This window comes from Collinsella aerofaciens (assembly GCF_027679495.1).
GTDB lineage: Bacteria > Actinomycetota > Coriobacteriia > Coriobacteriales > Coriobacteriaceae > Collinsella > Collinsella aerofaciens_AK.
This window is the reverse complement of sequence record NZ_JAQEKC010000029.1, coordinates 1-24705: the sequence shown is the minus strand read 5'-3', so window position 1 is coordinate 24705 and position 24705 is coordinate 1. Positions and strand designations below refer to the sequence as shown.

18 protein-coding genes are annotated in these 24705 nt (G+C 61.3%); 10 read left to right on the top strand and 8 right to left on the bottom strand.

The window, feature by feature from the left end:
* Nucleotides 1–294: 294 nt before the first annotated feature.
* The 6 genes from pknB to PGW49_RS09150 form a co-directional block, all read right to left on the bottom strand.
* The gene (pknB, locus tag PGW49_RS09175; protein WP_270226315.1) at nt 295–2250 is read right to left on the bottom strand and encodes a Stk1 family PASTA domain-containing Ser/Thr kinase; all 1956 of its coding nucleotides are present in this window, start codon (nt 2248–2250) and stop codon (nt 295–297) included.
* Between the two features lie 132 nt (nt 2251–2382).
* Entirely contained in the window at nt 2383–5253 is a 2871-nt protein-coding gene (locus tag PGW49_RS09170; protein WP_270226314.1) for an FtsW/RodA/SpoVE family cell cycle protein, read from the bottom strand.
* A gap of 16 nt (nt 5254–5269) precedes the next feature.
* Complete coding sequence (locus PGW49_RS09165; RefSeq protein ID WP_270226313.1) at nt 5270–7069, bottom strand: Stp1/IreP family PP2C-type Ser/Thr phosphatase; 1800 nt, start codon at nt 7067–7069, stop codon at nt 5270–5272.
* Nucleotides 7066–7482, bottom strand: coding sequence for an FHA domain-containing protein (locus PGW49_RS09160; protein WP_006235180.1), 417 nt, complete (start codon nt 7480–7482; stop codon nt 7066–7068). Before PGW49_RS09160 ends, PGW49_RS09165 begins: the two co-directional genes overlap by 4 nt.
* A 6-nt stretch (nt 7483–7488) precedes the next feature.
* Entirely contained in the window at nt 7489–8502 is a 1014-nt protein-coding gene (locus PGW49_RS09155) for an FhaA domain-containing protein (protein ID WP_035136732.1), read from the bottom strand.
* Nucleotides 8499–10352, bottom strand: a complete 1854-nt coding sequence (locus tag PGW49_RS09150) for a serine/threonine-protein kinase (RefSeq protein ID WP_270226312.1) — start codon at nt 10350–10352, stop codon at nt 8499–8501. Before PGW49_RS09150 ends, PGW49_RS09155 begins: the two co-directional genes overlap by 4 nt.
* A 441-nt stretch (nt 10353–10793) precedes the next feature.
* On the opposite strand from PGW49_RS09150, the gene PGW49_RS09145 reads away from it, so the two are divergent.
* From PGW49_RS09145 to PGW49_RS09125, 5 genes are all read left to right on the top strand, one after another.
* The gene (locus tag PGW49_RS09145) at nt 10794–12935 is read left to right on the top strand and encodes a helix-turn-helix transcriptional regulator (RefSeq protein ID WP_270226311.1); all 2142 of its coding nucleotides are present in this window, start codon (nt 10794–10796) and stop codon (nt 12933–12935) included.
* 676 nt (nt 12936–13611) lie between these two features.
* Nucleotides 13612–14493, top strand: coding sequence for a hypothetical protein (locus PGW49_RS09140; RefSeq protein WP_118098139.1), 882 nt, complete (start codon nt 13612–13614; stop codon nt 14491–14493).
* 38 nt (nt 14494–14531) lie between these two features.
* Nucleotides 14532–15329: a hypothetical protein gene (locus PGW49_RS09135; RefSeq protein ID WP_147356338.1), complete on the top strand. Its 798-nt coding sequence runs from the start codon at nt 14532–14534 to the stop codon at nt 15327–15329.
* A 29-nt stretch (nt 15330–15358) separates the two neighbouring features.
* Nucleotides 15359–15970 carry an ATP-binding cassette domain-containing protein gene (locus PGW49_RS09130; protein WP_270226310.1) on the top strand — a complete coding sequence of 204 codons (612 nt, stop codon included), beginning with the start codon at nt 15359–15361 and terminating at the stop codon, nt 15968–15970.
* On the top strand, nt 15967–16635 hold the full coding sequence (locus tag PGW49_RS09125; protein ID WP_373205084.1) for a hypothetical protein: 669 nt from the start codon (nt 15967–15969) through the stop codon (nt 16633–16635). The genes PGW49_RS09130 and PGW49_RS09125 overlap by 4 nt, the downstream gene beginning before the upstream one ends.
* A 74-nt stretch (nt 16636–16709) precedes the next feature.
* Here PGW49_RS09125 and PGW49_RS09120 read toward each other — a convergent pair whose 3' ends face one another.
* Entirely contained in the window at nt 16710–17435 is a 726-nt protein-coding gene (locus PGW49_RS09120; RefSeq protein ID WP_270226309.1) for a hypothetical protein, read from the bottom strand.
* Nucleotides 17436–17550: 115 nt separating this feature from the next.
* Between PGW49_RS09120 and dnaX the strand changes: the two genes are divergently transcribed.
* Nucleotides 17551–20046 (top strand): DNA polymerase III subunit gamma/tau, encoded by a 2496-nt coding sequence (gene dnaX / locus PGW49_RS09115; protein ID WP_270226307.1) that lies wholly within the window; start codon nt 17551–17553, stop codon nt 20044–20046.
* 21 nt (nt 20047–20067) lie between these two features.
* On the opposite strand, the gene PGW49_RS09110 is transcribed toward dnaX, so the two are convergent.
* Nucleotides 20068–20541 (bottom strand): hypothetical protein, encoded by a 474-nt coding sequence (locus PGW49_RS09110; protein ID WP_260699897.1) that lies wholly within the window; start codon nt 20539–20541, stop codon nt 20068–20070.
* A 341-nt stretch (nt 20542–20882) separates the two neighbouring features.
* On the opposite strand from PGW49_RS09110, the gene PGW49_RS09105 reads away from it, so the two are divergent.
* The 4 genes from PGW49_RS09105 to PGW49_RS09090 all read left to right on the top strand — a co-directional run bounded on the left by PGW49_RS09105 (nt 20883) and on the right by PGW49_RS09090 (nt 24656).
* The gene (locus PGW49_RS09105; protein ID WP_006235174.1) at nt 20883–21203 is read left to right on the top strand and encodes a YbaB/EbfC family nucleoid-associated protein; all 321 of its coding nucleotides are present in this window, start codon (nt 20883–20885) and stop codon (nt 21201–21203) included.
* A gap of 13 nt (nt 21204–21216) precedes the next feature.
* On the top strand, nt 21217–21813 hold the full coding sequence (gene recR, locus PGW49_RS09100; RefSeq protein ID WP_099432550.1) for a recombination mediator RecR: 597 nt from the start codon (nt 21217–21219) through the stop codon (nt 21811–21813).
* A 243-nt stretch (nt 21814–22056) separates the two neighbouring features.
* Nucleotides 22057–22965, top strand: a complete 909-nt coding sequence (locus tag PGW49_RS09095) for a hypothetical protein (RefSeq protein ID WP_270226305.1) — start codon at nt 22057–22059, stop codon at nt 22963–22965.
* Entirely contained in the window at nt 22962–24656 is a 1695-nt protein-coding gene (locus PGW49_RS09090; protein ID WP_270226304.1) for a serine/threonine protein kinase, read from the top strand. The genes PGW49_RS09095 and PGW49_RS09090 overlap by 4 nt, the downstream gene beginning before the upstream one ends.
* Nucleotides 24657–24705 lie beyond the last annotated feature (49 nt).

Below are 24705 nucleotides of genomic sequence, written 5' to 3'. Positions count from 1 at the left end.
CGGGGCCCGTGGGTTATACCCTAAGAGCAAACCACCCTTTTTAAGGGTGGTTCTGATTTGTGGGAGCTGCCGGCGGATTCGAACCGTCGACACCCGCGTCACCAATTTCCCCGCGGGGGGGGTCGAATCCGCCCGGAGCACCAGAGATTTGTCGAGCCCGGTACCGCTACGGTGCCGGGCTCTTCTGGTTCAATGCCATGTCAAAAACGAAGCGCCCGCTTGCTGGGGGAGCAAGCGGGCGCCTGTGAGCGAATATGTTTGCGGCGAAAGCCGCGATAAGCGGTGGGGTGGCGACTAGTTGGTCGTACCGGAATCGTCGCCCGTGCCCGAGCCCGAGCCCGAACCAGAAAGTGCGACCGTCAGCGTAATCGTGCTGTCGGTGGACTGCTTGCCAGTGGGGGAGACGCCCGTAACGGTGGCATCCTCGTTATCGCTTACGGGATTGCCGTTCTGGTCACAGAAGCCAATGTTATAGAAACCGGCGTTGTTGAGCGCGGTAACGGCGGCGGAGATGCTCTTGCCGTACAGGTTGCCCGGGACGGTGGCCTTGCCGGACTTCTTGGCAATGACGACGGTAATCGTGGCGCCGGGCTTCTGCTTGCCGCTGGGGTTCCAGCTGATCACGGTGCCCTCGGTAACCGAGTCGTTCTCCTGGTAGCTCACGTCGACGCCAAAGCCTGCCATATCGAGGGCGTTGCGCGCCTGGGCCTCGGTCATGTCGGTCAGGTCGGGGACGGACGTGGTATCCGGGCCGCTCGAGACCTTGTACGAGATGGTCGTGCCCTTCGCGACTTCCTTACCGGCTTCGGTGCCCTGCTCAAAGACCTGGCCCTCATCAGCTTCGTTGGCCTCCTCGGAGGCGTTGCCCTTCAGGCCAACGCTTGCCAGTGCGGCTTCTGCTTGGTCCTTGGTCAGGCCGACAAGTTTGGGAACCTCAACCTTTTCGGAGGGCTTGGGGCCCTTGGAGATTACCAGGTTCACCTTGGTGCCCTTGGTCTTCTTGGTGTTGCCGTTGGGTGTCTGCTCGGCGACCTTGCCCTCGTCGACATCGTCGTTGTAGCTTTGGTCGATGGTGCCGACCTCGAGGCCGGCTTCCTTGATCAGCTCGACGGCACTCTGCTGGTCCTTGCCCAGTACATCGGGAACGGTGACCTGCTCGCCGCCAAAGAGTCCTGTGGCAAAGGCCACCACGATGCCGATGACGGCAACCGCTGCCACCACGGCGGCGATAATCTTGTTCTTGTTGGACTTGGGCTGATCGACCTCGTAGGAACCGGTGGAACCCGAGACGGCGCTGCGGGGGTTGGTCTGTCCGCTTACGCCCGATACGGGGCGAACCATAGCGCGCGTGGAGTCAGACAGCTCACGGGTCTTGGTAGCGCCCAGCTCACCGGGGGCGCCGATGATGCGCGTGGGCTCCGAGACGTTGACGGCACGGCCCGACAGGTAGCTGTTGAGCACCTGACGCAGCTCGTCGGCGGTCTGGAAGCGGTTTGCCGGGTCCTTCTCCATGCACTTGAGGATGATGCGCTCAAGGTCGGCGTCGACACCGGAGTTGATCTGGCTCGGCGGAATAGGCAACTCGTTGACCTGCTTGAGTGCGACCGAGATGGCGTCGTCGCCGTCAAAGGGTACGCGGCCGGTGGCGCACTCGTACATGACGACACCCAGCGAGTAGATATCCGAGGTGGGGCCGAGGTCCTGGCCGCGGGTCTGTTCGGGGCTTACATAGTGGGCGGTGCCCAGCACGTTGTTATCCTGCGTGAGGTGGCTGTTCTTGGCGCGTGCGATGCCAAAATCCATGACCTTGATATTGCCGTCGGGCAGCACCATGATGTTTTGCGGCTTAATGTCGCGGTGGATAATCTCGTGCTTGTGTGCGACCGAAAGCGCGGAGCTGATCTGCGAGCCGATCTGCGCGACCTTCTTGGGATCGAGGGCGCCGTGGCTCTTGATGCCGCTCTTAAGGTCGGTACCGCGCAGGTACTCCATGACGATGTAATAGGTGTCGCCATCCTTGCCCCAGTCGTAGACGCCCACGATATAGGGGGAGGACAGGCCGGCCGCTGCCTGGGCCTCCTGCTTAAAGCGGGCGGCGAAGGTGGCGTCGCCGGCATACTGCGGCAGCATGATCTTGACGGCAACCGTGCGGTCGAGGACCTGATCCTGTGCACGGAAGACGGTCGCCATACCGCCCGTTCCCACCTTATCCTTGAGGAGGTATCTTCCCCCGAGGACCCTCTGTTCCATTCCTGCTCCTAACATAACTATTCGCTCAACGATGTGTGTAGTACCAAATGTATGGCCGCTGGGGCCGTGTGGCGCGTTGTCGCTAGCTCATCGGCCGCGGCGCGTCCCAAGTATCCGCTTTGATCACGGGCATCACGCTCCCTGTGCGGCGAGCGCCGCGGTCAGGACGATGCCGGCGATCTTGGCCGCCTCGACGTCGTGTTTGTCGTAATCCTCCAGGGCCACCGAGATGGCAACCGTGGGTGAATCGTAAGGTGCAAAGCCAACAAACATAGAGTTGACGTTGGTGCCGCCGGTCTCGGCCGAACCGGTCTTGCCGGCAACCTTGACGCCCGGAATCTGGGCATCGGTGCCGGTACCGGACTGGACGACGGCGAGCATGGCCTGCTTGACCTGGTCGGCCGTGGCAGAGCTGACAGCCTGGCCCAGCGAGCGGGACTGCGTGGTCTTAACCACGGTTCCGTCCGGGGCGAGTATCTGGGACACAAAGAACGGGTCCATGACCACGCCGCTGTTGGCGATAGCCGCAGCGATCACGCAATTCTGCATAACGGTGGTCTGCGGGCCAGGCGTGTGGTCCATGCCGACGGGCTGTCCGGCGCCTGCCCAAGCGGTCTCCCACTCGGTCATAAGCGACGGGTCGGCCATGATGGAAGCCGCGGTGGTCAGATCCTGGCCGAGCTTTTGACCGTAGCCAAAGGCGTTGGCAAACTGGACGAGCGAGCTGGCGCCGACCTCGTTTGCCACCTGGCCAAAGACGACGTTGGACGACACGGCGAAGGCCTGCTGCAGGCTGATGGTGCCGTAGCTCTCGTTGGCATCGTTGGTGACCGGCGCGTTGCCAATATCCATGGAGCCGGGCGCCTGGTACGTGCTGGTAAGGCTGGCGGTGCCGGTCTCGAGCGCCGCGGAGAGTGTGACGACCTTAAAGGTCGAGCCCGGGGTGTAGAGCGCGTCCATGGCGCGGTCGTACATGGAGCCGTCCTCGCCGCCGCCCGACTGGAGCAGCGCATCGATGTTGGTGTTGTCGTAGGTGGGCGAGCTCGCGCACGCAAGGACCGCACCGGTGCGCGGATCCATGACCACCACAGCGCCCTTAAAGCCCTTGAGCGCCTGCTCGGCAGCCGTCTGGATGCGCGAGTCGATGGTGAGCTTGGCGGTATTGCCCGGCTGGGTCTGCCCCGCGAGCGACGCGATGGCGTTGTTCCAGCTGGAGTAATCCTTGGAGCCGGTGAGCGTATCGTTCATGACGCTCTCGATGCCGGCGGTGCCGTATTGCTGGCTCACGTAGCCCACCACGTGCGCGGCCATGTTGCCGTTGGGGTAGGAACGGGCGTAGGTGCCGTCCTCCTGCTGCAACGACTCGGCTAGCGTCACGCCGTCGGACGTGATGATGGAGCCACGCTGGATGTACTTGGAGCGGGCGATGGTGTGGTTGTTGGTCGGCATGTCCTGATAGTCCTTCGCCTTGATGACCTGGACATAGGTGAGGTTGCCGATAAGGATGGCGAACAGCGCCGTGAAAGCAAACACGGCACGAGTCAGACGGTTGGCAAGTGCCACGCGGCCGAGCACGCCGGACTCTGGCGTGTCGAGCAGGCGACGACGCATGCGAGAGCCCGCGGAGTGGTTGCCGTGGCTGTAGGAAGGTGCGCTGGCAAAACGCGTACCGGTCGGGGCGACGGCGGATGCGACCTGGTCATCGGTGATGGCGGCCATGGTGCCGGTGCCGGTGAGCTCGGCTTCGCGTCCGGTTGCCTCGTCGCCGGCGCGCAGCAGTAGCGCGACGATGATAAAGCTCGCCAGCAGCGAGGAGCCGCCCTGGCTCATAAAGGGCAGGGTGACGCCAGTCAGCGGGATCAGGCGGGTTACGCCGCCAACGATTAAGAATGCCTGGAAGCTGATGGCCGCCGTAAGGCCGGTCGCGCTAAAGGCGGCAAGGTCGGACTTGGCGCGGGCGGCCGTGGTGAGGCCACGCACGGCAAAAAGCATAAACAGGATGAGCACGGCGCCGCCGCCCAAAAGGCCCATTTCCTCGCCGATGGCCGAGAAGATAAAGTCGGACTCGACGACGGGGATGTTGTTTGCCATGCCGTTGCCGATGCCGACGCCAACCAGGCCACCGTCAGCCAGCGAGTAAAGTGACTGTACGATCTGGTAGCCCTGGCCCTGGGCGTCCTTAAACGGATCGACCCAAACCTGGAAACGCACCTGAACGTGCGATAGGAACTTGTAGGCGCCCACGGCTCCGACGGCTAAGAGCGCAAGGCCGATAACGACATACGAAAAGCGCCCCGTGGCAACGTAGAGCATCAGCAAGAAGATGGTGTAGAACAGCACGGCCGAACCAAGATCGCGTTCGAAGACGACGACGAGCAGGCACACACCCCACACGGCAAACAGCGGCAGCAGCAGTCGCAGGCGAGGGATCTTAAAGCCCAGGATCTTGCGGTTGGAGATGGAGAGCAGCTCGCGGTTCTCGGCCAGGTACCCGGCCAGGAACAGCACGATAAAGACCTTGGCGAACTCGCCGGGCTGGATGGTAAAGCCCGCGATGCGAATCCAGAGCTTGGAGCCCGAGATCGTGGTGCCGATAAAGATGGGCAGCATCAGCAGGATGATGCCGATAATGCCAAAGGTGTACTTGTAGCGCATGACCACGTCGAGGTTTTTGACCAGTGCGAGCGTTCCCACCATCAGGGCCACCGAGACAAACAGGATGATGAGCTGTGAGATGGCGAGAGCGGGGGCGAGACGCGTCACGAACGTGATGCCGATGCCCGAAAGCACAAAGACAATGGGCAGGATGGCGGGGTCGGCACCGGGCGCCAAGATGCGCACGGCAATGTGGGCCGCGGCAAAGGCGGCAAAGAGGCCGATCGGTACGGCGAGCGTCTCAAAGGAGATGGCAGCGCCCGCGGTGAGGACGTACATCGCATACAGCAGGATGACGGGGAACGCCGAGGCGATGAGCAAGAGCAGCTCGGTGTTGCGGCGACTCATAAGCGGCACTCCCTTTCTAATTCTTATCGGAGGCTTCGGCCTCGGCGGACTGTTCGGCGGTTTTCTCGGAATCTGATTCGGAGGTCGATCCCTGATTGGTGTTGTCGCGAATCGTTTGCGCGTCGATCACCTGGCGGGTCTGCTCCTCGTCGATCTGGTGGCGGTACTTGGATATCGTGTCCTGCGCATCGTCGACACTTGTTTGCGGAATACCCGCCTTGAGGCGGTTTTGCGTGTCTTCGGGCAGGTCGGATAGCTTGATGCTGGTTTCGCTTTCGAGCCAGTGGAGCTTGAGTCCGAGCGGCTTGCCGGGCAGGCCGCGCCAGACGGCGACATTGCCCTGGTAGGTACCCAGGTAGTACGAGCCGGTGACACCCGTGTAGGCCCAGATGCCAGCTGCCAGCACAAAGACGAGGGCCAGGATGGCGGCGATAGTAATGTTGCGGCGACGCACGCGCTGCGCCTCGCGCATAACGCCATCGTCAACCAGGTCAACGACTACTACGGTCACGTTGTCGTGGCCGCCGGCGGCAAGCGCCGCGTCCACTAGGTTGTCGACGCAGATTTGCGCGGTTGAGGACTGCGTGGCGATGTTCTCGATATCGCTATCGGGAATCATGCTCGAAAGGCCGTCGGAGCACAGGATCAGACGGTCGCCTTCCTCGATATGCAGAGTGAAGTGGTCGGCATACATAGCGGGGTCCGAGCCCAGCGCGCGGGTGATGACCGAACGGTTGGGGTGGACGCGAGCCTCGTCTGCCGTGATCTCGCCGGCGTCCACGAGCTCCTCCACGTAGGAGTGGTCGCGGGTCACGCGGATGAGCGTGCCCTCGTGGAGCAGATAGGCGCGAGAGTCGCCCACGTGGGCGATGGCGAGCGTGTCGTTTTCGATGTAGGCGCAGGTGGCTGTGCAGCCCATGCCGGGCTTGCCCAGGCCGTTCAGGGCCGCCTCGATTACGGCGGCGTTGGCTGCCTCGACGGCTGCGGCCAGGCGTGCTGCGTCGGCGGACTGTGGGGCCGTCTTGGCAATAGTCTCGACGGCGATGGAAGAGGCTACCTCGCCGGCAGCGTGACCACCCATGCCGTCGCATACGCAAAAGAGCGGCGACTGCACCAGGTAGGAATCCTCATTGTGCGGGCGCACGCAGCCAACGTCGGAGCGGGCGCCCCACATAAGTTGCGTGGTGGTGCCGGCATCATAGGTCGAGTCGGTCTCGATGCGCTCCTCGGTCAGGGGCTCAAAGCTCATGGTCGAGCCGGGGTCTTTGAGCTTGGCCTCAACGGCGGCAACGTCGATTTCGGCGGTGTCACCGGGAGAGACGGTGTCGGTCACGGCATTTGATTCGGAATCACCGGTGTCCGGGGAGTCGGGCTCCTCGGACACGCGGGCGGTCGACTCGTCGTCTTGCGGGCTGACGTCTATAGGCTCGAGCGCCGGCGTAGACGCGGGCGCAACCTCGGATGCCGGGGCCATGGGAAACGCCGGCGCGGCGGGCTCGGGTGCCGCAAACACCGCAGCGCTCTCGTTGATTGCCGCGGCGACGGGCTCTGCAAAGTGAGCCGGCGCCGGGGTTGCTTCGGGCGCTGCGGGCTGTTCCGCAGCATGTGCGCCGATGGGCGCTGCCGCGGCATCCTCTTCGTCCTCGTTATCGGCGAGATCCGAAATATCATGCGTTACATGCGAAAGAGGCAGGGAGAACACGGTGTCCTCGGGCTCCACGGGTGTGGAGTCCGCCGGAGCGGCGTGGGCCGGCGCAGCTGCGGCGGCAGCCGGCGCCTCGGTCATAGTTGCGGACTTGTTCTCCTCGTCGATCATCGACGGTTCACCTTCATGACCACGTCGCCAATCTGGACTTCGTCGCCCTCGCGCAGCGTCGCGGGCTCCACGAGCTGGCGGCCGTTGACGAGCGTGCCGTTAAGCGAGTTGAGGTCCTCGATGATGAGCGCCGGGCCCTGCAGCGAAAAGCGCGCATGCGAGGCCGAGACGAACGGTTCGTTGATGCAGATGTCCGAAGATGGCGAGCGACCGACGATGACGGGGCCGAGCATGTCTACGTGGATGCCGCGGATACCGCGCGGGCCCTTGTCCACATCAATCGTCCAGATAGCCGAGTCGCGGCGCTGCCCGCGCACAAGTCCCACGCCGGTCTTCATGACGGCGAACAGGAAGATATAGAGCAGGGCGACCAAGACGATGCGGCCTGCAAAAAGGACGATATCGATGTTCATAAGCGACTATCCCCTAAATTCAAAGGTACTCAGGCCAAACGTCAGCAGATCGCCGTTGCGCAGCGGGCAGCGCGTAATGCGGCGGTTGTTGACGAGCGTGCCGTTGGTGGAATTGAGGTCCTCGATCGACCAATCCGAGCCCGTAAAGGTGAGCTGGGCGTGGCGGCGCGACACGTTGGGGTCGCGCAGGGCAATGTCGGAAACTGAGCGCTCGCGACCGATGGTCACCTGTGCGGAGGTGATGCTATGGCTCTCGCCGCTCACGACGTCGACGAGCTGGGCGAGCGGGCGCTGCGGGGCGCGAGTGCTCGCCATGTTGGAGGCGATGCCGGCTGCGGCGCCTAGGCCCACGGCGGCACCGGTCGCGGCGGCTCCGCCCATGCCGGCAAGCGCGTCGCGCGAGACGGTCTGCGGCACCGGGATGGGTGCTGCGGCGGGGTCGGGGACGCTAGGCGCGAAGGGGTCTGCCACGGCAAGCGGGTCGGGAGCGGCGGCGCGAGGCGTCGGCTGCTGCTGGGGCATGGCGGCGGGGCGCTGCTGTTGCGGGGCGGCAAACTGCTGCTGGCCGGCGCGCGGGGCGCTGGCGGCACGGCTTGCCGCGGAGTTGTTCTGGCCCAGGCCGTTTTGATAGGCGCGCTCTTCTTCGTACAGGCGGCCGAGCGTGGGGGCATCGACGTTCTCGGCAAAGACCGAGAACTTGCCGGCGCGCAGCTGCGGATCGATCATAAAGCGCACGAGGGGCTCGCCGACAAAGACATAGCGGCGCTTTTCGGCCTGCGCCTTCACAAACTCGCGGACCTCGCGCGAAAGCTCGGGGTAGAACGGGGCGAGCATGGGATCGTCGTCGGCGGCGATAAGGATGGTATAGAGTGCCGGCGCCGTGTTGACGCCGTTAATCACCAGAGTCTGATCCTCCATGTCGCGAGCGGCCTGCTTAGCAAGCTTCTTAAAGGAGAACGGGGCACGGGTGGCACCGAAGATGCCGGCCACGTGGTCCTCGAAGATGTTCAGGAAGTTCACGAAAGATCACTCTCCGTATAGGTTCTTTGGTATCCGAGCAAATATAGGCATATCCCAACGATTATAGAGGATAGGGTTCCCGCAACCGCCGCCTTGGCGACGACCGCGGCTGCAAGGCTGGCAATTTCCATATGGTGTGCAAGACAGGACGCCGCTGAGCAGCCGATGCCGGTGGCAATGATGGCGGCGATTGCGGCAAGGTTTGAGCCCTGATCGGCATGCTTGGCATGGGCATTGAGCAGCGCAGATGACGCCGCGGCAGTTGCCGCGACCAGCACAAAGGCAGCCCAAAGGAGCGGGTCTCCCAGCGCTGCGGCAACGTTACCGAGCCCCAGCACGCCTCCGGCTGAAAGCGCGACCGTGGCCAGACGGGCAAAAAGCGCGCCCATGCCCGTTGCCGCGGCGGCGCTTGCCGGGCCGAGCCAAAATGACGCGACGCCGGCGGCGACCCCAGCTGCCAGGAAGGTATTGCCGGTCAGACAGCCAAGCGCGAGTGCACAGGTGAGCGCGGCGCTCGCGGCAGCCTCGGTGCGACCCCAGGCGATCCACCAACCGGACATGGCGGCGGCAAAGATCACCGCGACGGGCAACATCGACAGGATACCCTGCGCCTGCATGGTGGCGTTGGCCATGAGCACCAAAAAGCCCACAGCCGAGATGGCCGAGCCAATCTGGGGGGCCAGGCCAGCCGCCGCTCCGATCGCGATAGCCGCAATGACCAGGCCGGGAAGCGCCGCGACCCCGGCCGTTTGCATCAGCAAAAAGCTAAAGGTGCCGCACGTTAGCGCCGAGATAGTGCGCATGGTGTAGTCGCGCGCATGGCTCCAGCGCGTGCCCGCCCAGCCAAGTGCGGGGTCGACCTCGATGGCGTCGTCCTCGTAGTGCGACGGCTCGATATCGTCGAGCTCCTGCTCGTCATCCGAAAGTTCGCCAACCATTTGCTCCAGGCTGCGACGGCCTTCGCGCACGCTGCCCAGACCGGCAAGGAGCTGGTCGCAAAATGCCTCGATGCTGTTGGGGCGGTCCTGCGGCATGGGGGAGAGCGCGCTCATGAGCGCAGCCTCGGCTCCCGGGGGAAAGTGTGGTATCAGCTCGCTGGGATAGGTGGCGCCGCCGATGATGCGGTCGAGCGAGTCGGCGGGCGTAGCCGCCATAAAGGGGGCGCTGCCGCACAGGCTCTCGTAGATCACACAGGCGAGGGCAAAGACATCGGCGCGCTCATCGACCGTGCCGGTCTCGATATCGAGCTGCTCGGGCGGCATGTAGCCGATGGTGCCGCCTCGCGAGCCGCCAAAGCCACCGGCGGACGACAGTCGCGCCATGCCAAAGTCGGTGAGCTTTACATTGCCCGAGTGGTCGATGAGCACGTTGGCGGGCTTAATGTCCAGGTGGAGTACGCCATTACTATGGGCGAAGGTGAGCGCCTGGCCCAGGGCATCGGCAATGGCTGCGGCCTCGTCAAAGGTAAGTGAGTGGCCGTCCACGCGGTGCAAAAACTCGGCCAGCGACATGCCATCGACATATTCCATAACCAGGTAGGCATAGGCTGTGTCGTGCGTAAAGTCGATAACCTGCACGATATTGGGATGTTGAAGCATGGCGGCGGTGTGCGCCTCGCGCAGGACATCCATGATGTCGCTGGCGGGCATGCCGGCACCGTTGATAAGGGGGATGCGTTTAATGGCGACGCGGCGGCGCAGGTGCGTGTCGCGGCAGATCTCGATGGAGCCAAAACCGCCGGTCGCAAGTGTCTCGAGCGGCTGGTACCGCTTGAGCAGCTCGCGAGAGCTGGTGCCCTCCAAAGGAACGTCCGGCGAGAACCGGGCGGTATGTTGCGAGAAAAGCGGCATGGCCAACCCTCGTGCGTTTAAAGTTCGTTTGCGAGCGGCGGGCGCGGAGCCGAGCTGTTCGCGGTGGCATAGATGCTGCTAGTGTAGCACGCTCAGGCGGATGGCGAGGATGGCGGGATGCGAGGCTGCCTGTCTGGCTTGGCCTTCGTCTCGACCCATCCGGAAAGCGCGCCCCAGTTTGCGGCCAAATACTGGGACACGCTTTCCGAATGGGGTGTGCTGCGGAAACTGCGTCCCAGAATATTGACTCAGAACGGGATACAGTTTCCAGATCGACGCTCAAAAGGAAACCGCATCCCGCTTTGATGCGGGGACTGCGGACAAAAGCTGAACCGTGATCTGGCTCGGATTGGAGTTCGCCTGAATCGTTGATGCTGGCTGGTGTGGGCGTGGAGATAAACGAGCAGCCCGAGCGATATAATGACACGCTATGGAGGTCATATGCTCTTTTCCCGCTGTTCTGCCACATCTGCTTTCGCCATTGCGCTCGTCGTAATGGCGGTTACCCCTTATCACCGGTTTTCATCTTCAATCGGCTTGGCATCAGGTGCAATGACCTGGCTCGTTATCCTTGGCGCATGCCTCGCGGCGTTTGGTCATGGTGTTGCGCTCCGCAAGGGGAGAGAAATAAGACGGCCGGGTCGCCTTGGCGTCTTCGGTGTTTTCCTTGCTGCTATTGCGGTGGTTCCCGAATGGGTCGACTTGGCCTTCTATGCTCGCGGAGATTCTATTCCAATCGTGTTTGCACCAATCTGGTTGTTGCATCGTGTTTCGTGTGCCTTGTGCTTCACTGGGTCGTTGCTCCTCTCATATGTAATTTGGGATACGGCGGGCTCTCCTTTGATACGGGGGGCGGCGCGGGACGGCGAAAGGGGGACCCGCCGATCGCAGAGCACGCTTTTTGCAGAAACAATAGTTGTCCTGTCTTGCCTGCTGTTTTGCTGTCGAATTTCATGGAGAGTCGTTCCCGAGCCATGGGGGATGCCCTCTGTAACGGCCGCATCAATTGGCCTCGTGCTTTTAATTCCGCTGGTCTATCTCGTATTGGCTGCGGTCCCGCTGCTTTGCTGTCCCCGCGCCTTTGGTCGGGGGCAGGGCGACGTGTTTGCCCGTTCTGTGCTTGTAGCAGTTCCCATTGGCCTTGTTCCGGCTGTCGAGGTGGCATACTTTGCAAGCGATGCCGCAGTCATTGCATCACTGTCGATGGGGTCCGCTATTGCTGTTGCCGCCTTCGTATGCACATTGCTAAGGGAGAAACGGGACAACAATTCGGATACCCCTCGCACGTCCGACCCATTCGATGCGGGGGTGTTTTCCCCTGCCCTGTCGCCTCGAGAAGAGCAGTTTGTTCGACTGCTGCTCAAAGGGAAAACGCCGGCGGAAATTGCCAGGGAGACGGGTACGAAGCCATCGACGGTGCGAACAACGCTTCACCGAGCATACGGGAAGGCATCGGTTGCGGGCTCACGCGAGCTCGTGGCATTGTTTGCGGGTGAGGGTGATGCTACAGGGCCTGGTCTGCTGCAGCGGCATGCTGGTGATATGTTGACATCAGTTCGGACGCGCCGGCTGTTTCGATACCTGCTCACAACATTTTTTATCCTCCTTGCGGCGGGCCCCTTGGTAATGGCGGATAGCGATTGGGGATCCGGTGTTTCGCGGGCAGTCGCCTTTTCTCTCGCAAGCTATGCATTGGGTCTCGGACTGCTTCTGTCGCTGCACTACGCGGGTGAAAAACTGAATCGTGAAGTTGCGCTGACTAGAACGGATGGGGCGATTGGGCTCGGAAGCCCGTGCGTATGGGCGGTGCTGTCTGCCGTGGAATGGTCTTTTGTCTATATCGCGGCATGGAGGTGTATATGCGATCCGTTGATGGCTGCGCCGGTCCTGCTGTGCGGCGTGGCATCTACGGTCTCGCTCGCTGTTGGGCTGCGTCCGTTTAAGGTGCATGCCCGTGTCCGGGCTATCGTGCCGTTGGTGTCAATAGGTGCGGCTACTTTAATCCATGCGGCCACTAGGGGGCGAATCCATGGGTTCGCGGTGCTGACGGGGATGTTGCTCACATACATAGTGCTGCGTAGCTGTCCGCAGCGCAAAATGCTTGGGATATGGATGCTTTGCTTTGGGGCGGCGGCTCCTGTCTGGGTTGTCTTGCTCAACATGGTGCAGGATCTGACGGTTTTCGAGCCTCTGTTCCTTGCGTCGTTGCTGGGGCAAAGTTCGGCCGTCAATGTCGTCGTGGCAACGGTGATTGTTTGCTGGTCTGTGCCCATGCTCGTTACGCACATCGTGCTCGTACGCTCGGTTGAGGACGAGAAGGCCGTCTTGAAGTACCGTGCGAACGGGTCCACCGAAGCAGCTCACGTGCGCCGGCTGGCTCTGCTTACGTCGCGCGCCCTGTCCGATGTTCAGGCCCGAATATTGTTGATGACGGCAGAGGGCACAACGACAAAGACCATTGCGCAGGATGTCGGTTACGCTGCATCTACGGTGCAAGCGCTGCGATCCGCGTCCTATCGCCAGTTGAAGATCAAGAACAAAGCAGAGCTTATTTCATTGTTATCGCAGGTAGATAACGTGTAAACGCCTGGATTATCAACTCAATAGCGAGTGTTTACAGACATCTTTCTCCATTCATGCAAAGGTTGCTGTGCGTCGACGCATTGTTAGCCGCTTTTGATTGGAGAAGGCCATGATTAAGCCAAGGAGCGCTATTACTCGAATCGGAGTCGGGTTGGCGATTGCTGCGGGTCTGTCCCTAGGGGTTCCCGCTGCATCGTTCGCGCAAGAGGAGTTTGACACCTCTCAGGTTTCTAGCATTACTCAAAACGCCGATACGGGAATTACGACCTGTACGAACAATGCCGATAGGGCATTTAGTTTTCAATGTGCCGGGACGAGTGCAACTGGCTACCGTCAAAAGGATGATTCCTCATCGCTCTATCTGGATATCCAAGGTTATACGGGAAATCCGCTTCGGTTATATACAGACGGTGCGTATAACACAAGCGGTAGCGGCAGCATGAATTGTACTCAGGGAACGTATCGTTCGAATCACAAGGGACAGTGGGAAATGTATAACCTCGTCCGTGAGAACGGGCGATCTGCGGCGCGACTGACTGCATGGGCGGAGTCTGGCTACGGCACTGTTATTGGTGTATGGAGCCCCGACTGCGTCGGGCATTTCCGCAAGCTTCCCGCATAGTTGTTTGAATTGGCTCCCTTCCGGCTTTCTGGGTCGGAAGGGGGAGGAGGACGTATGAACCAAAGGCTCGTAAGATATGAGCTGTCGAAAACGATAAGACGCCCAGCTTTTATCTTTGCTCTCTTGATTGCAGTCGCAGTTGCAATAGCTGCTGCGCTGGAGCCGTGGGCAAATTTGGAAAAAGAACGTCACAACCTTCTTTCTTTTGGTTACGGCGTTGGCATGCAAGCCAAAAACTATCTCGGTCAAACACGTGAAAGCAGCTTCGGTAACTGGATTGTTGTGAGCGCGAACGCGCCACTGTCTGCGTCGGTGTTTTTCTATGCACTGCCCCTGCTTGCAATGTTGGCCGGATCTTGGTCGTGCCTCTTTGAGCGTTTGAGTGGTTATGACATGCAGATATGCACGCGCGTTTCCAGAAAGGCATACGTGAACGTAAAGGTGCTGTCTGCTTTCCTCTCCGCGTTTACAGTGACTGCCATTCCTCTGCTCGTCAATTTCCTGATTGTCTCGATGCTTTTTCCTGCGTATCTTCCTCGGGTCGATGAGTCGACCTACGTAGGGCTTTACCTACATAGCTATTTCTCCGGTCTATTTTATTCACATCCTTTGTTATATGTGCTTGCATACACGCTGTTCGATGCGGTCACGCTCGGGACTTTATCCATGGCTGTAACTGGCTTCTCAATTTTGTTTCGTAGCAGAATCAAAGCGATAATTGTCCCGTATCTGCTAATGGTTGCGTGGCATTTTGCAAATGGCTGGATCTTCGGCGTAATGGCTTGTGTGGGGTTTAACTGCAATATCTTCAACAGCATCAGGTCGGAATCGCTGAATAACTGGCCAGACATTCGAGCCGGTTTTGCGGAAATCATATTATTGACCCTTGCTTCGTTGGCTTTTTCTGGGGCGTGGAAAAGGCGGGAGATGGTCTGATGCTGTTTAGGCTGGTCGCCGCGGACCTGAGGACCGTTTTGAAGAAGAACATCATTACCTTTATTGCGATTGCGGCAGTGACCGTTGCGAACCTGGTGTACGCCTACGGTTTGTCTTCTGTGTATGGGGTCAGGACGGATGCCTTGGGGTTTGCGGACAATCTTGCGCTCGTGTTTGCCGGATCTGCTCCGTTTGAGCCTAGGCCCGGGGTCATGTTTGTGCCTCCGCTAGGATGGCTATTTCTCATTCTGCTTATTCTCTATACAACACTCGATTATCCCGCCGAATCGTTGCACGGGTTTGGTTTGCAAACGCTTGTCCGATGCCGGGCGAGAACCCTTTGGTGGGTCTCGCGTTTTATCTCAGTGGCGGCGATAACAGCATTTTCGCTGCTCGTGGTGGTTTGCTCTGTTGTGATTTGGAGCTTGATGGTGAGTGCCTCGTTCAGCGCGGTCATCCATGGCGAGTCGCTTCAGCTGGCTAATTTGGCGCCGTGGTTTCTCAAGGCGAGCGAAGCAGGTGCACTGCCGTTTTTCGCAGGTCTCTTTCTTGCTTTTGAGGCGCTTGCGTTTGTGCAGGCAACGGTTGGGTTTGTGCTTGGGCCGTCAGTTTCATTTGCGGTTGTAATGAGCTACCTGATCTGTTCGGCATATGCGCGGCATTGGGCGCTACTGGGAAATGCCTTGATGCTGTTGCGCTGGGGTGGAATCGTCAAAGAAGGAATTGCGACGGGCTCGAGTGGCTTGTTTTCAATTGTGATTATGTCGTTATGCCTATCGTTGGGTGGACTGTGGTTTCGAAGGGCCGACCTTATCGAAAAGAGGGACAAGATATGAGTGTGATCGTTAGGGACGTATCGAAGCGCATGGGCAAAAACGATGTCCTGCGCAACGTGTCTATCGAGGTTGACCCTGGGACTGTGGTCGGGCTTCAGGGGATAAACGGTTCGGGTAAGACCATGCTCATGCGAGCGGTCTGCGGATTGATTAGACCCACCGAGGGCGAGATTATTATCGATGGCCAAAGACTTGGGGCGGATATCTCGTTTCCGCCGAGTCTGGGGATGTTGATAGAGGCGCCTTCCTTTTTAGGATATCTGTCTGGTTACGACAATCTGGAGCTCATAGCTCAAATCAATGGCGTTGCCACCCCCGAGGACATTCGCTCTGCCCTGCGGCTCGTGGGGCTCGATGCAGACGAAAAAAAGAAGTTTCGAGCATACTCGCTTGGGATGAAGCAGCGTCTGGGAATAGCTGCGGCAATTATGGAAAAGCCGAAGCTGCTTGTTCTCGATGAGCCAACGAATGCCCTCGACGAAGCGGGCGTGGAAATGCTCAAGCGCGTTGTGGCGATGGCGGCATCAACGGGTCGCGAGGTTCTTCTGTCTAGCCATGACGGAGAGGTGCTCGAGGAGCTAGCCGATCGTGTTTACTGCATGCGCGACGGTGCCGTTGTGAAAGTTCGGGAAAGGTCGTGAGCGCGATGAAGAAGGCCCTGTTGACGAGAAGGTCGATGCTCGCGCTTTTTGGCTGTGCTGTTACCGGCCTTGCGGGCATGAGGGTGAGCGTCGTTAACGGGAACCGGACAGTCATTCCTGAAAAATATTACGCGGAGGGCGAATGGCTCTCGATGGATGGGGCGTTTCTGGGGTCGAAGGATGTGGCGACTGACGGGTATTCGTTTTGCATAGACGGGGCAGAGCTGCTCACGCCGCGCGAGTATCTCAAGCGTGCGCATGATGATTATTCAAAATATGGCATCGTAGATACGAAAACGAAATTGAAGGACGCCGACATCACGTGTGTTATCGCCGTAAAGATGCGTGTCAGGAATAAGGACAATGTCGAAGGCGGAATTAAAGCGTATGTTTGGCATTTGGTGCCGGAGTCTGCGCCAAACTATGACTTTGTGGTCAATACCGATCTGATAACGCAGGCAATGCCGGTGCTGGGCGGTTCTGCTGCGTTTGCTGTACAGGTTGGGGCGGAGAACGAGTTACTCGTCCCATTCATGATGCAAAACACCAACGACTATTTCGAAGGTTACGAGACCGTCCGTTTTGAGAAAGCGTTTCCCGGGACCTATACGATGAAGATGACCGATCTGCCGGAGCGAAGGCTCTTCAGGTTTGAAGTTAAATAGCTCGAAGGCCCTGTTGGGGGAGCCTCATCCTACGCTGAAGCGGGATGAGATTCCCTTCGCAGTGGCGCTCGGCCCTAGCGCTTCTTCTTGCTCTTCTTCTGCTTGCGCCGCTTGCCCTTGTTGTCCTGGGGCTTGTCGGCCTTGTCGCCCTGCTTAGCTTCGGCTGCGGCCTTCTCGGCCTTCATTTTCTTCTTCTTGGTCTCGATGCGGAGCTTTTTGCTGATGCGCGCCTTAAGGAAGGGACCAAACTGCTCGGCATCGCCGCGGATAAAGGTGTCCTTAGGGATGGTCACGCCCTGGTCGGCGAACATGGCCACAAAGATGCGCTCGCCGTCGAGTACGTGGTCGAGCTTCTCAAACGGGAAGAACTGCGACTTGCCGCTCTTGCCCCAAACCATCAGACCGTCCTCGTTGGCGGCGACGCGGCGATAGCGGCCACCCATGGACTCGTCGGCCTCGACGGCGTCGATAAAGTCGCGGGCGAGGGTGTGGTGCAGGTTTTTGCTCCACCAGGCCAAAAAGGCGCCGAACACGATCAGCACGACGCCGAACTTGATCCAGCTGCCGCCGGCCACCAGCATGCCGATGCCGATGAGCGCGGCAATTGCCGCGGCGACATACAGCGAGCCGCGACGCCTGGGTGAGGCGACCAGGCGGGCGAAGTCGGTGACCAGGTCGTTTTCGTACTGATACTCGTTGAGGTACAGGATGCCGTCGTCGGCTGCGGCCTGCTCCTCGAGCGCGACCTCGACCTGGTCGGCTGCTTCGGAGGGGACGAGGTTGCTCTCTGCGTCTGCCATGCTCTTTGGACTCCTATCGCGGCGGGCTCGCCGTACGGGTTATTATGAGTGAAGTATGCCGTGCGACCGCATGGCCGTCGCGGCAACAAGACTCAGTATACCCGGGGGAGCACCCATGGAATCGTTGTACCGAAAGTATCGCCCGCTCACCTTCGACTCCGTGGTGGGCCAGCAGCATATCGTCTCGACGCTCGAGCACGCCATCACCGAGGGGCGTCTGTCCCACGCGTACCTGTTCTGCGGACCGCGCGGCACGGGCAAGACCACCATGGCGCGCATTCTGGCCAAGGCGCTACTGTGTCGCAACGCCGAGGCGGCGCGCGCCGAGGGTGCAAGCGGCTGCATGCCCGACGGCACCTGTGAGGAGTGCGAGCTCATCGCCGAGGGCAACCACCCCGATGTCTACGAGCTCGATGCCGCAAGCCGCACGGGCGTGGACAATGTGCGCGAGGAGATCATCAACTCCGTCAACTTTGCCCCGGTGCGCGGCAAGTACAAGATCTATATCATCGACGAGGTTCACATGCTCACGACGGCGGCGTTCAACGCGCTGCTCAAGACGCTCGAGGAGCCGCCGGCACACGTGATCTTTGTGCTGTGCACCACCGATCCGCAAAAGATTCTGGAGACCATCCTCTCGCGCTGCCAGCGCTTCGATTTCCACCGCATCGGCAACGAGGATATCGAGCATCGCCTGTCCTACGTGTGCGAGCAGGAGGGCTTCGATTACGACGACGAGGCGCTCGCCATCGTGGCGCGCCATGCCAAGGGCGGCATGCGCGACGCGCTCTCCACGCTGGAGCAGCTGAGCGTTTTTGGCAACGGAGCCGTGCACGCGGACGATGCCCGCTCACTTTTGGGCGAGGTTTCGGACCAGATCCTGGGCGAGTTTGCCCGCGCCATCGCCGAGCGTGATATTGCTGAGCTCTATGGGCTCATTCGCGCGCAGGTCGAGGAGGGCAATGACCTGCTTGAGCTGACGCGCGACCTGGTGGCGCACGTGCGCGACGTGTATGTGGCCTGCGTTGCCGGTGCCCGTGCCGAGCTGTTTGAGGGCGGGGTCGAGCAGGCCGAGGCGCTTGCTGCCGAGGCCGCCGCCTTTGGCGAGCATTCGGCCGACCGTCTGGCCCGCGTGCTGACGGTGCTTGACGATGCCGCGCTGGAGATGAGGGGCGCGAGCGACGTGCGCCTGGTGCTCGAGATCGCCTGCACGCGCCTGGCACGTCCCGAGGCCGATCTGACCATTGAGGCCCTGGCCGAGCGCGTGGCACGCTTGGAGGCCATGGTTGCCAACGCCGCGGTGCCGGCGAGCGTGGCTGCTGCAGGTGCTGCGCCTGAAACTGTCTCGGCTGTACCTGCGGCGATGCAACAGCCGACACTGATCTCGGGTGCCCGAGCTACCGCTCCGACAACACCTGCCGTGCCCGCCGCTGCGTCTGCGCGCCAGGGCGGCATGCCCTGGGACCGAGGCACTGCCGCTCCGGCGACCCAGCCTGCGCCCGCGCCGACCCCCAAGCCTGCCGCGCTGACATCTCAGCCTACATCGGCTCCGATGTCTCAGCCCGTTGCGGCTCCCGCGCCTGCCGCCGCTCCGGCACCTAAGCCCCAGCTCAACAACGCCGCCCAGGTTGCTGCCGCCGGCGCCGCCGAGACCCCCGCGGTTGAGGATGCCGGCGAGCTCCAGCGCAAATGGGCCGAGGTCGTCGAGCGCGTCAAAGCTCAGCAAGCCTCCTACGCGGCTCTTCTGCTTAACGCCCGCGCCACGGCGGACGACGGCTCTAAGCTTACGGTGTCGTTCCCTACGGAATTTGCTATCAAGATGCTCGGGCGTGCTGATACACAGGCGGTGTTTTTGCCGACAGTCAGTGCGGTTTTCGGTCGTCGCACCGTCGACTATGTCTTGGATGGGGGTGGCACGCCGGCTCCTCAACATGAGGAGCATTCTCCATCTGCACGGGCTGCGGCATCTGCGGACCCGCAACCCGTGTCCTCGGCGGCCCCTGCATCCTCGAACGCCAGCGCGATGCAGCCAAAAGCGGCACCGGTAGCGGCACCGACCCCGTCGGCGCCTGAACCCGCTGCGCCCAAACCGGCTGCTCCGGTCCCCGCGCCCAAGCCCGCTGCCGCGCCTGCGCCCGAGTCATCCGACCTGGCCAAGGCCCCCTGGCTGCGCTCCGACAACCCCGCCGGCGCCCCCGCTACGGGTAAGCTCCCGACCGAACCCGCGCCCCGAGCGCCCGAGCGCGCGTCCGCTTCCAAGACTCAGCCGTCTGCGCAGGCTGCGTCGTGGGAATCCGAGCAGGTGCCCTACGACGACGCCATGGTCGGCGGCTTCGCCGGCGATACGAGCGGGGAGGATCTTCCTCCGTTCGACGTGCCTGCCGCGGTGCCTGCGCCCAGCCCTGCCGCTTCAGCCGCGGCTCCCGCAGCTGCGACGTCCGCTCCCACAAGCGATGACGCCCCCGCTGCCCCTTGGGAGTCCAACCCCGGCGCCGGCAGCCCCTTCGGCCACCAGGGCGCAGCCCCGAGCATCCCGCAGACCGAGGATGAGGCCAAGGCCCTCATCCGCAACGTCTTTGGACAGGCCACCATCTTCAAACCGGTGGAGTAACTGTGCGGGCGGGTACGCTGCTCAAGAAGAGCTCTCTTTGTCCGGGCGCATCTGTATTTCGGACATGTGTAGTGTGGTGCCGCGTATATCGCATTCGAGCAGACAGGCGCGTGACGGTCGGCCTAGGATGCTGAGGTCGATACGATATGTCGCATGGCTGTCCGTGTACTCGACTTGCTCGGCGTTGACGGTTGCTCCGATTGTAAATAAAGAGCCCAGTTCGGCATCGACAATCTTGGAGTCCTTTATCTTGACCTTGAACTCTTGGTAGAGGGACGGGCTGTTGTAGTAAATGGTTCGGGTTCCGTCGGTGCACTCATCGGCCGCTTCCCATTTGACGACGGGCTGGTCCGAGCTGGCTATCAGCAGTTCTGCTCCAAAGGCTATGGCATGGGTGATGACAACCAGCAATGCCCAGCCGACAAAGAGATAGAGAACCACATATGCAACGGGGTGTTTTGAGCGGATGTTTTGGAGCGCGTCGGGGACATTCATGGGGCACCTCCAAATTGCGATCTTTGACAATCAAATTTTACCATGCCGTCATGAGCGCCACCTCGAGCGGCGGTTTAGCATTTTGCTATCTAGCTGGATGCAGAAAATGCCGGGTTCCGGCCCTGCTAGATTTAATTTGAGACATTTATGCAGATGCGAATTATTCAACTTTGCATAATCTTTGGGCGCGGCTTGCACTCCAGGGCATGTATATCGACTGAGGTAGCGTGTCCGCCCCGCTCGCTGACCTCGTGCCGTGGTACGATTTTTGAGTTTGAAAGCCCCGCCGCGTCCCGGCTGCCTTTGCAGCTCGTCGCGCGGCCGCACGTAAAGGAGCCATCATGGCCGGTATGAACATGCAGCAGATGATGAAGCAGGCCCGCAAGATGCAGGAGCAGCTTGCCGCCGCGCAGGAAAACCTCAAGTCCCAGACCGTCGATGCCTCTGCCGGCGGCGGCATGGTCAAGGTGACCGTTAACGGCGAGATGGAGCTCGTCAACCTCACCATCGACCCTGATGCGCTCGATCCCGAGGACGTCGATATGCTGCAGGACATGATCATGGCTGCCGTCAACGAGGCCGTCCGCGGCGTCAACGAGCTCGCCAACAAGCAGATGGGCGCCATCACCGGCGGCCTCAACATCCCGGGCATGCCGTTCTAAGACACGCATATATATGAGTGCCAACCATAGCCTGCAAAAACTGCTCGATGAGTTGGGCCGCCTGCCGGGCATTGGCCCCAAGTCGGCCCAGCGCATCGCCTACTACCTGCTCGAGGCCGATGCCGAGGAGGCCCGCCGCCTGGCCGAGGCCATTCTGGAGGTTAAGCAGGAAGTGCATTTTTGCAGCCGCTGCTTTAATTACGCCACCGCTGACGAGTGCTCCATTTGCCAAGACTCGATGCGCGACACCACCCGCATCTGCGTGGTGGGTGAGCCGCGCGATGTCCAGGCGATTGAGCGCACGGGCAGCTACCACGGCCTCTACCACGTGCTGGGCGGCGTGATCAGCCCCATGGACAAGATCGGTCCCGAGCAGCTGCACATCCGCGAGTTGCTGGCGCGCTTGGGCCACGAGGATATCCACGAGGTCATTATCGCCACCAACCCCAATATCGAGGGCGAGACCACGGCGAGCTACCTTGCTCGCACCATCAAGCCACTGGGCGTCGAGGTGTCGCGTCTGGCGAGCGGGCTGCCCGTGGGAGGCGACCTGGAGTATGCCGACGAGCTCACGCTCGGCCGTGCTATCGAGGCCCGTCGCGCGATCTAGGCGGCGTCAGCTCCGCGGCATGTCCCGTCGGCCTGCCGCACGGGGCGCTCATAATTGGGCACGCGTTCATGCATTTGTTGTGCAACAAACCTGCTTTTCATCCGCTTATCGCGTGGATGGGTCCACTTGCACCTCGTATTTGCCCATTCGTTGCGCAACCTTTTTGGTTCGCTGATACACTCAAATGTGGATATGAAAGAATGCGCCGCTTTTAAGCGGCGTGTTTTTGTTGGAGGAGAACGCATGCGGCCCGGGGGCACTCAGACAAAGCATGGCGCCGCGGTGCGCATGCGGCGCCGGCTGGGCCTGGCGCCTCGGGCGTATGTGCTGCTGTCTTGCTCGCTCGTACTGGTCATAGCCGGTGTTTCGGCTTATGGCATGACGGTGCCGTCCATGGTACAGGCGCATGCTGCGCGCGAGCTGCATATTGGGCGCAAGGCCAAAAGCGACTTGGGAACGACAACTGGATATGCGTGGGCGAGCGTGGTCGGGCGCACCGTGTTTGGCGTCGATCCCGCGGACGAGGGCGAGCGGGCGTCCAACGAGATCACGCTGGCAAACGGCAAGACCATCGTGCTCACCAGCACCAAGGTCATTACGAAGCTTTCCAATAACAGCGTGGCTTCTGTCGTTAACAAGGCGGAGCAGCAGAAGGAGCAGGACACGCAGCAGACGGGTAAGCCCGGCGGCTCGGACGGGTCCGGTTCTGGCACCGGTTCGGCGGGCTCGGACGGCGGTTCCGGTTCGGGTTCCGCCGCTGGCGGTGGATCTTCGAGTGGCGGCTCGACGGACGGCGGTGCCGGCGGCGACACGGACTCGGGTGGTCTCTCGGCTGCCGAGGAGGAGAGAATCCACAATTGGCTCGTGACCAAATACAACATGCTCAATGACTATGTCGCCCGCGCCAATAGCGCGGTCTCGACCTATAACGCAACAGGCGATACCGGGCCGTGCGATAACCTGGCCAACGATATGTTTGTCATCCGTGCCGAGTTTGGCCGGCAAACGTTTTCTCCCCACTCAAAGTGGTATCGGCAGTACGCCAACCTATGGGGCTGCTACACCAACCTGTGCCAATGGGTGGGGCATTACGGCGATGATGACATTGCGCTTAACAACTTCAACAATAGCCTGGCGGCGATCGCCCTATGACGAACGATCTCGCTTCTGCGGCAGCCCAGTCGCTCAACCGTGATCCCATGGTGGGCCTGCGCCTGGCGCGCGTCGACGGGTTTGAGCCGGCCGTCGCCCTGGGCACGGACGAGCTTCCCGCCTACCTTCGCCGTTTTACGATGCTATTTGCCGATGACGCCACCATGCGCCGTGGTGGTATCGGCCGTGTGACGCGTGCCGTCAACGCGCAGGGCGAGGCCGTGGCGCTCAAGCAGCTCATCTTGCCAACGCGCGACGAATTTGATGACGATGTCGCCCACGAGGCGCTGGTCACCAAGTTCAAGGCGGCGTTTCGCGAGGAATATGAATGCCATCGTGCCCTTTCGGGCCTTAAGGGCTTTCCCCGCTTGTACGGGTGGGGCGAGGTCGACGGCGTGCCCGCGATTGTCATGGAGTGGGTCGAGGGCGAGACGCTCGCTCGCCTGCGCCCGCGCCTTGCCGTGGACGATGCCGGGCGTCTGTCGCCGCTCGTGGCGGCGCGCCTGGGTCGCGACCTGTTCGATCTGCTCTGCCGCATGAGCTTGGTGGGGGAGGGGTTCGTCCATCGCGACATCTCGCCGGCCAATATTATGGTGCGCACGGCGCGCCTGCCGCTCGACCGACAGCTTGCCGAAGGCACGTTCGATTTGTGCCTCATCGATTTTGGCTCGTCGCTGGCGCTCGAGCCCGCCTCTGCGGTGGCGGGAACCGGCGGCAGGGAGTCCTTTACAGAGCGCTACGCCACGTTGCGTCGCGCGACGGTTGCCTACGCTCCGCCCGAGATGCTCACCGACGATATTGCCGACCTGCGCGTTTTGCGCATGTCGCCGGCAATCGACGTGTATGCCGCGGCGAGCACGGTCTATGAGCTCATCGCCGGTGTCGCGCCGTACGAAGTAGCGCCGGGCACGTCGGGTACTTCGGGCTCGCGCAAAAAGACGCGCGATATCGCCAGCCCTTATCGTCTCAAGATGGATACGCTGCCCGATTATCCCGTCGGCGCCCACGCGCCCGGCTGCGACTTGACGCAACTGCTGCGACGCGAGCCCGATGTGGCACTTGCCGCGGCCGAACAGGCTCAGCAGCTGGGGCTCGATCCAAATTCCGAGGATCTGCGCGATGCGCTGGCGTTTGTCGACGCTCAGCTGTTCGATGTGGTGATGGCCTGCCTGTCGTGTAATCAGGGCGATCGTCCCGAGCCCGCCGCGGTGGAGGCGGCGCTTACGACGTTTTGCGACCACTACGCGCAAAACGTCGGTCGCTCGCTTCGCGGCGAGCCGCTCACGCCCTGTCCCATGGACGCGTCCGGCCGCGTGGTCCGTCGCGCTGCGATGATCGGCGCTGCGTCTGCCTGCGGCCTCGTATGGGCCGTTGTGGTGGTGTCGGCGGCACTGCTGGCGTCTGGTGCTCGTGCGACGGTTGCCGTGGGGTACATTTCGTGGTCCGGTACGCTGCCGGGTATCGTTGCCGCGCTCGCGCTGGCGCTGCCGGGCATGGCGGGTATTGCCGCCGGCGCCATGGCGCACGATCGTCGCACGGGGTTCCTGCATGGCGTACTGGCGCTTTCTGCCTGCGAGGTTCCGGTGCTGATTGCGGTTGCATGCACCGTGTTTTCCCAGCGCGCCGTAGCGAGCGGCTTTGTTGCCGCCTTAATTGCAACATACGCGCTCGTATGGTTTTTGCTCATATGACCCAATCCGCTGTCAAGAGCCACAATGGCCCCGCCGACCGCTTGCAATC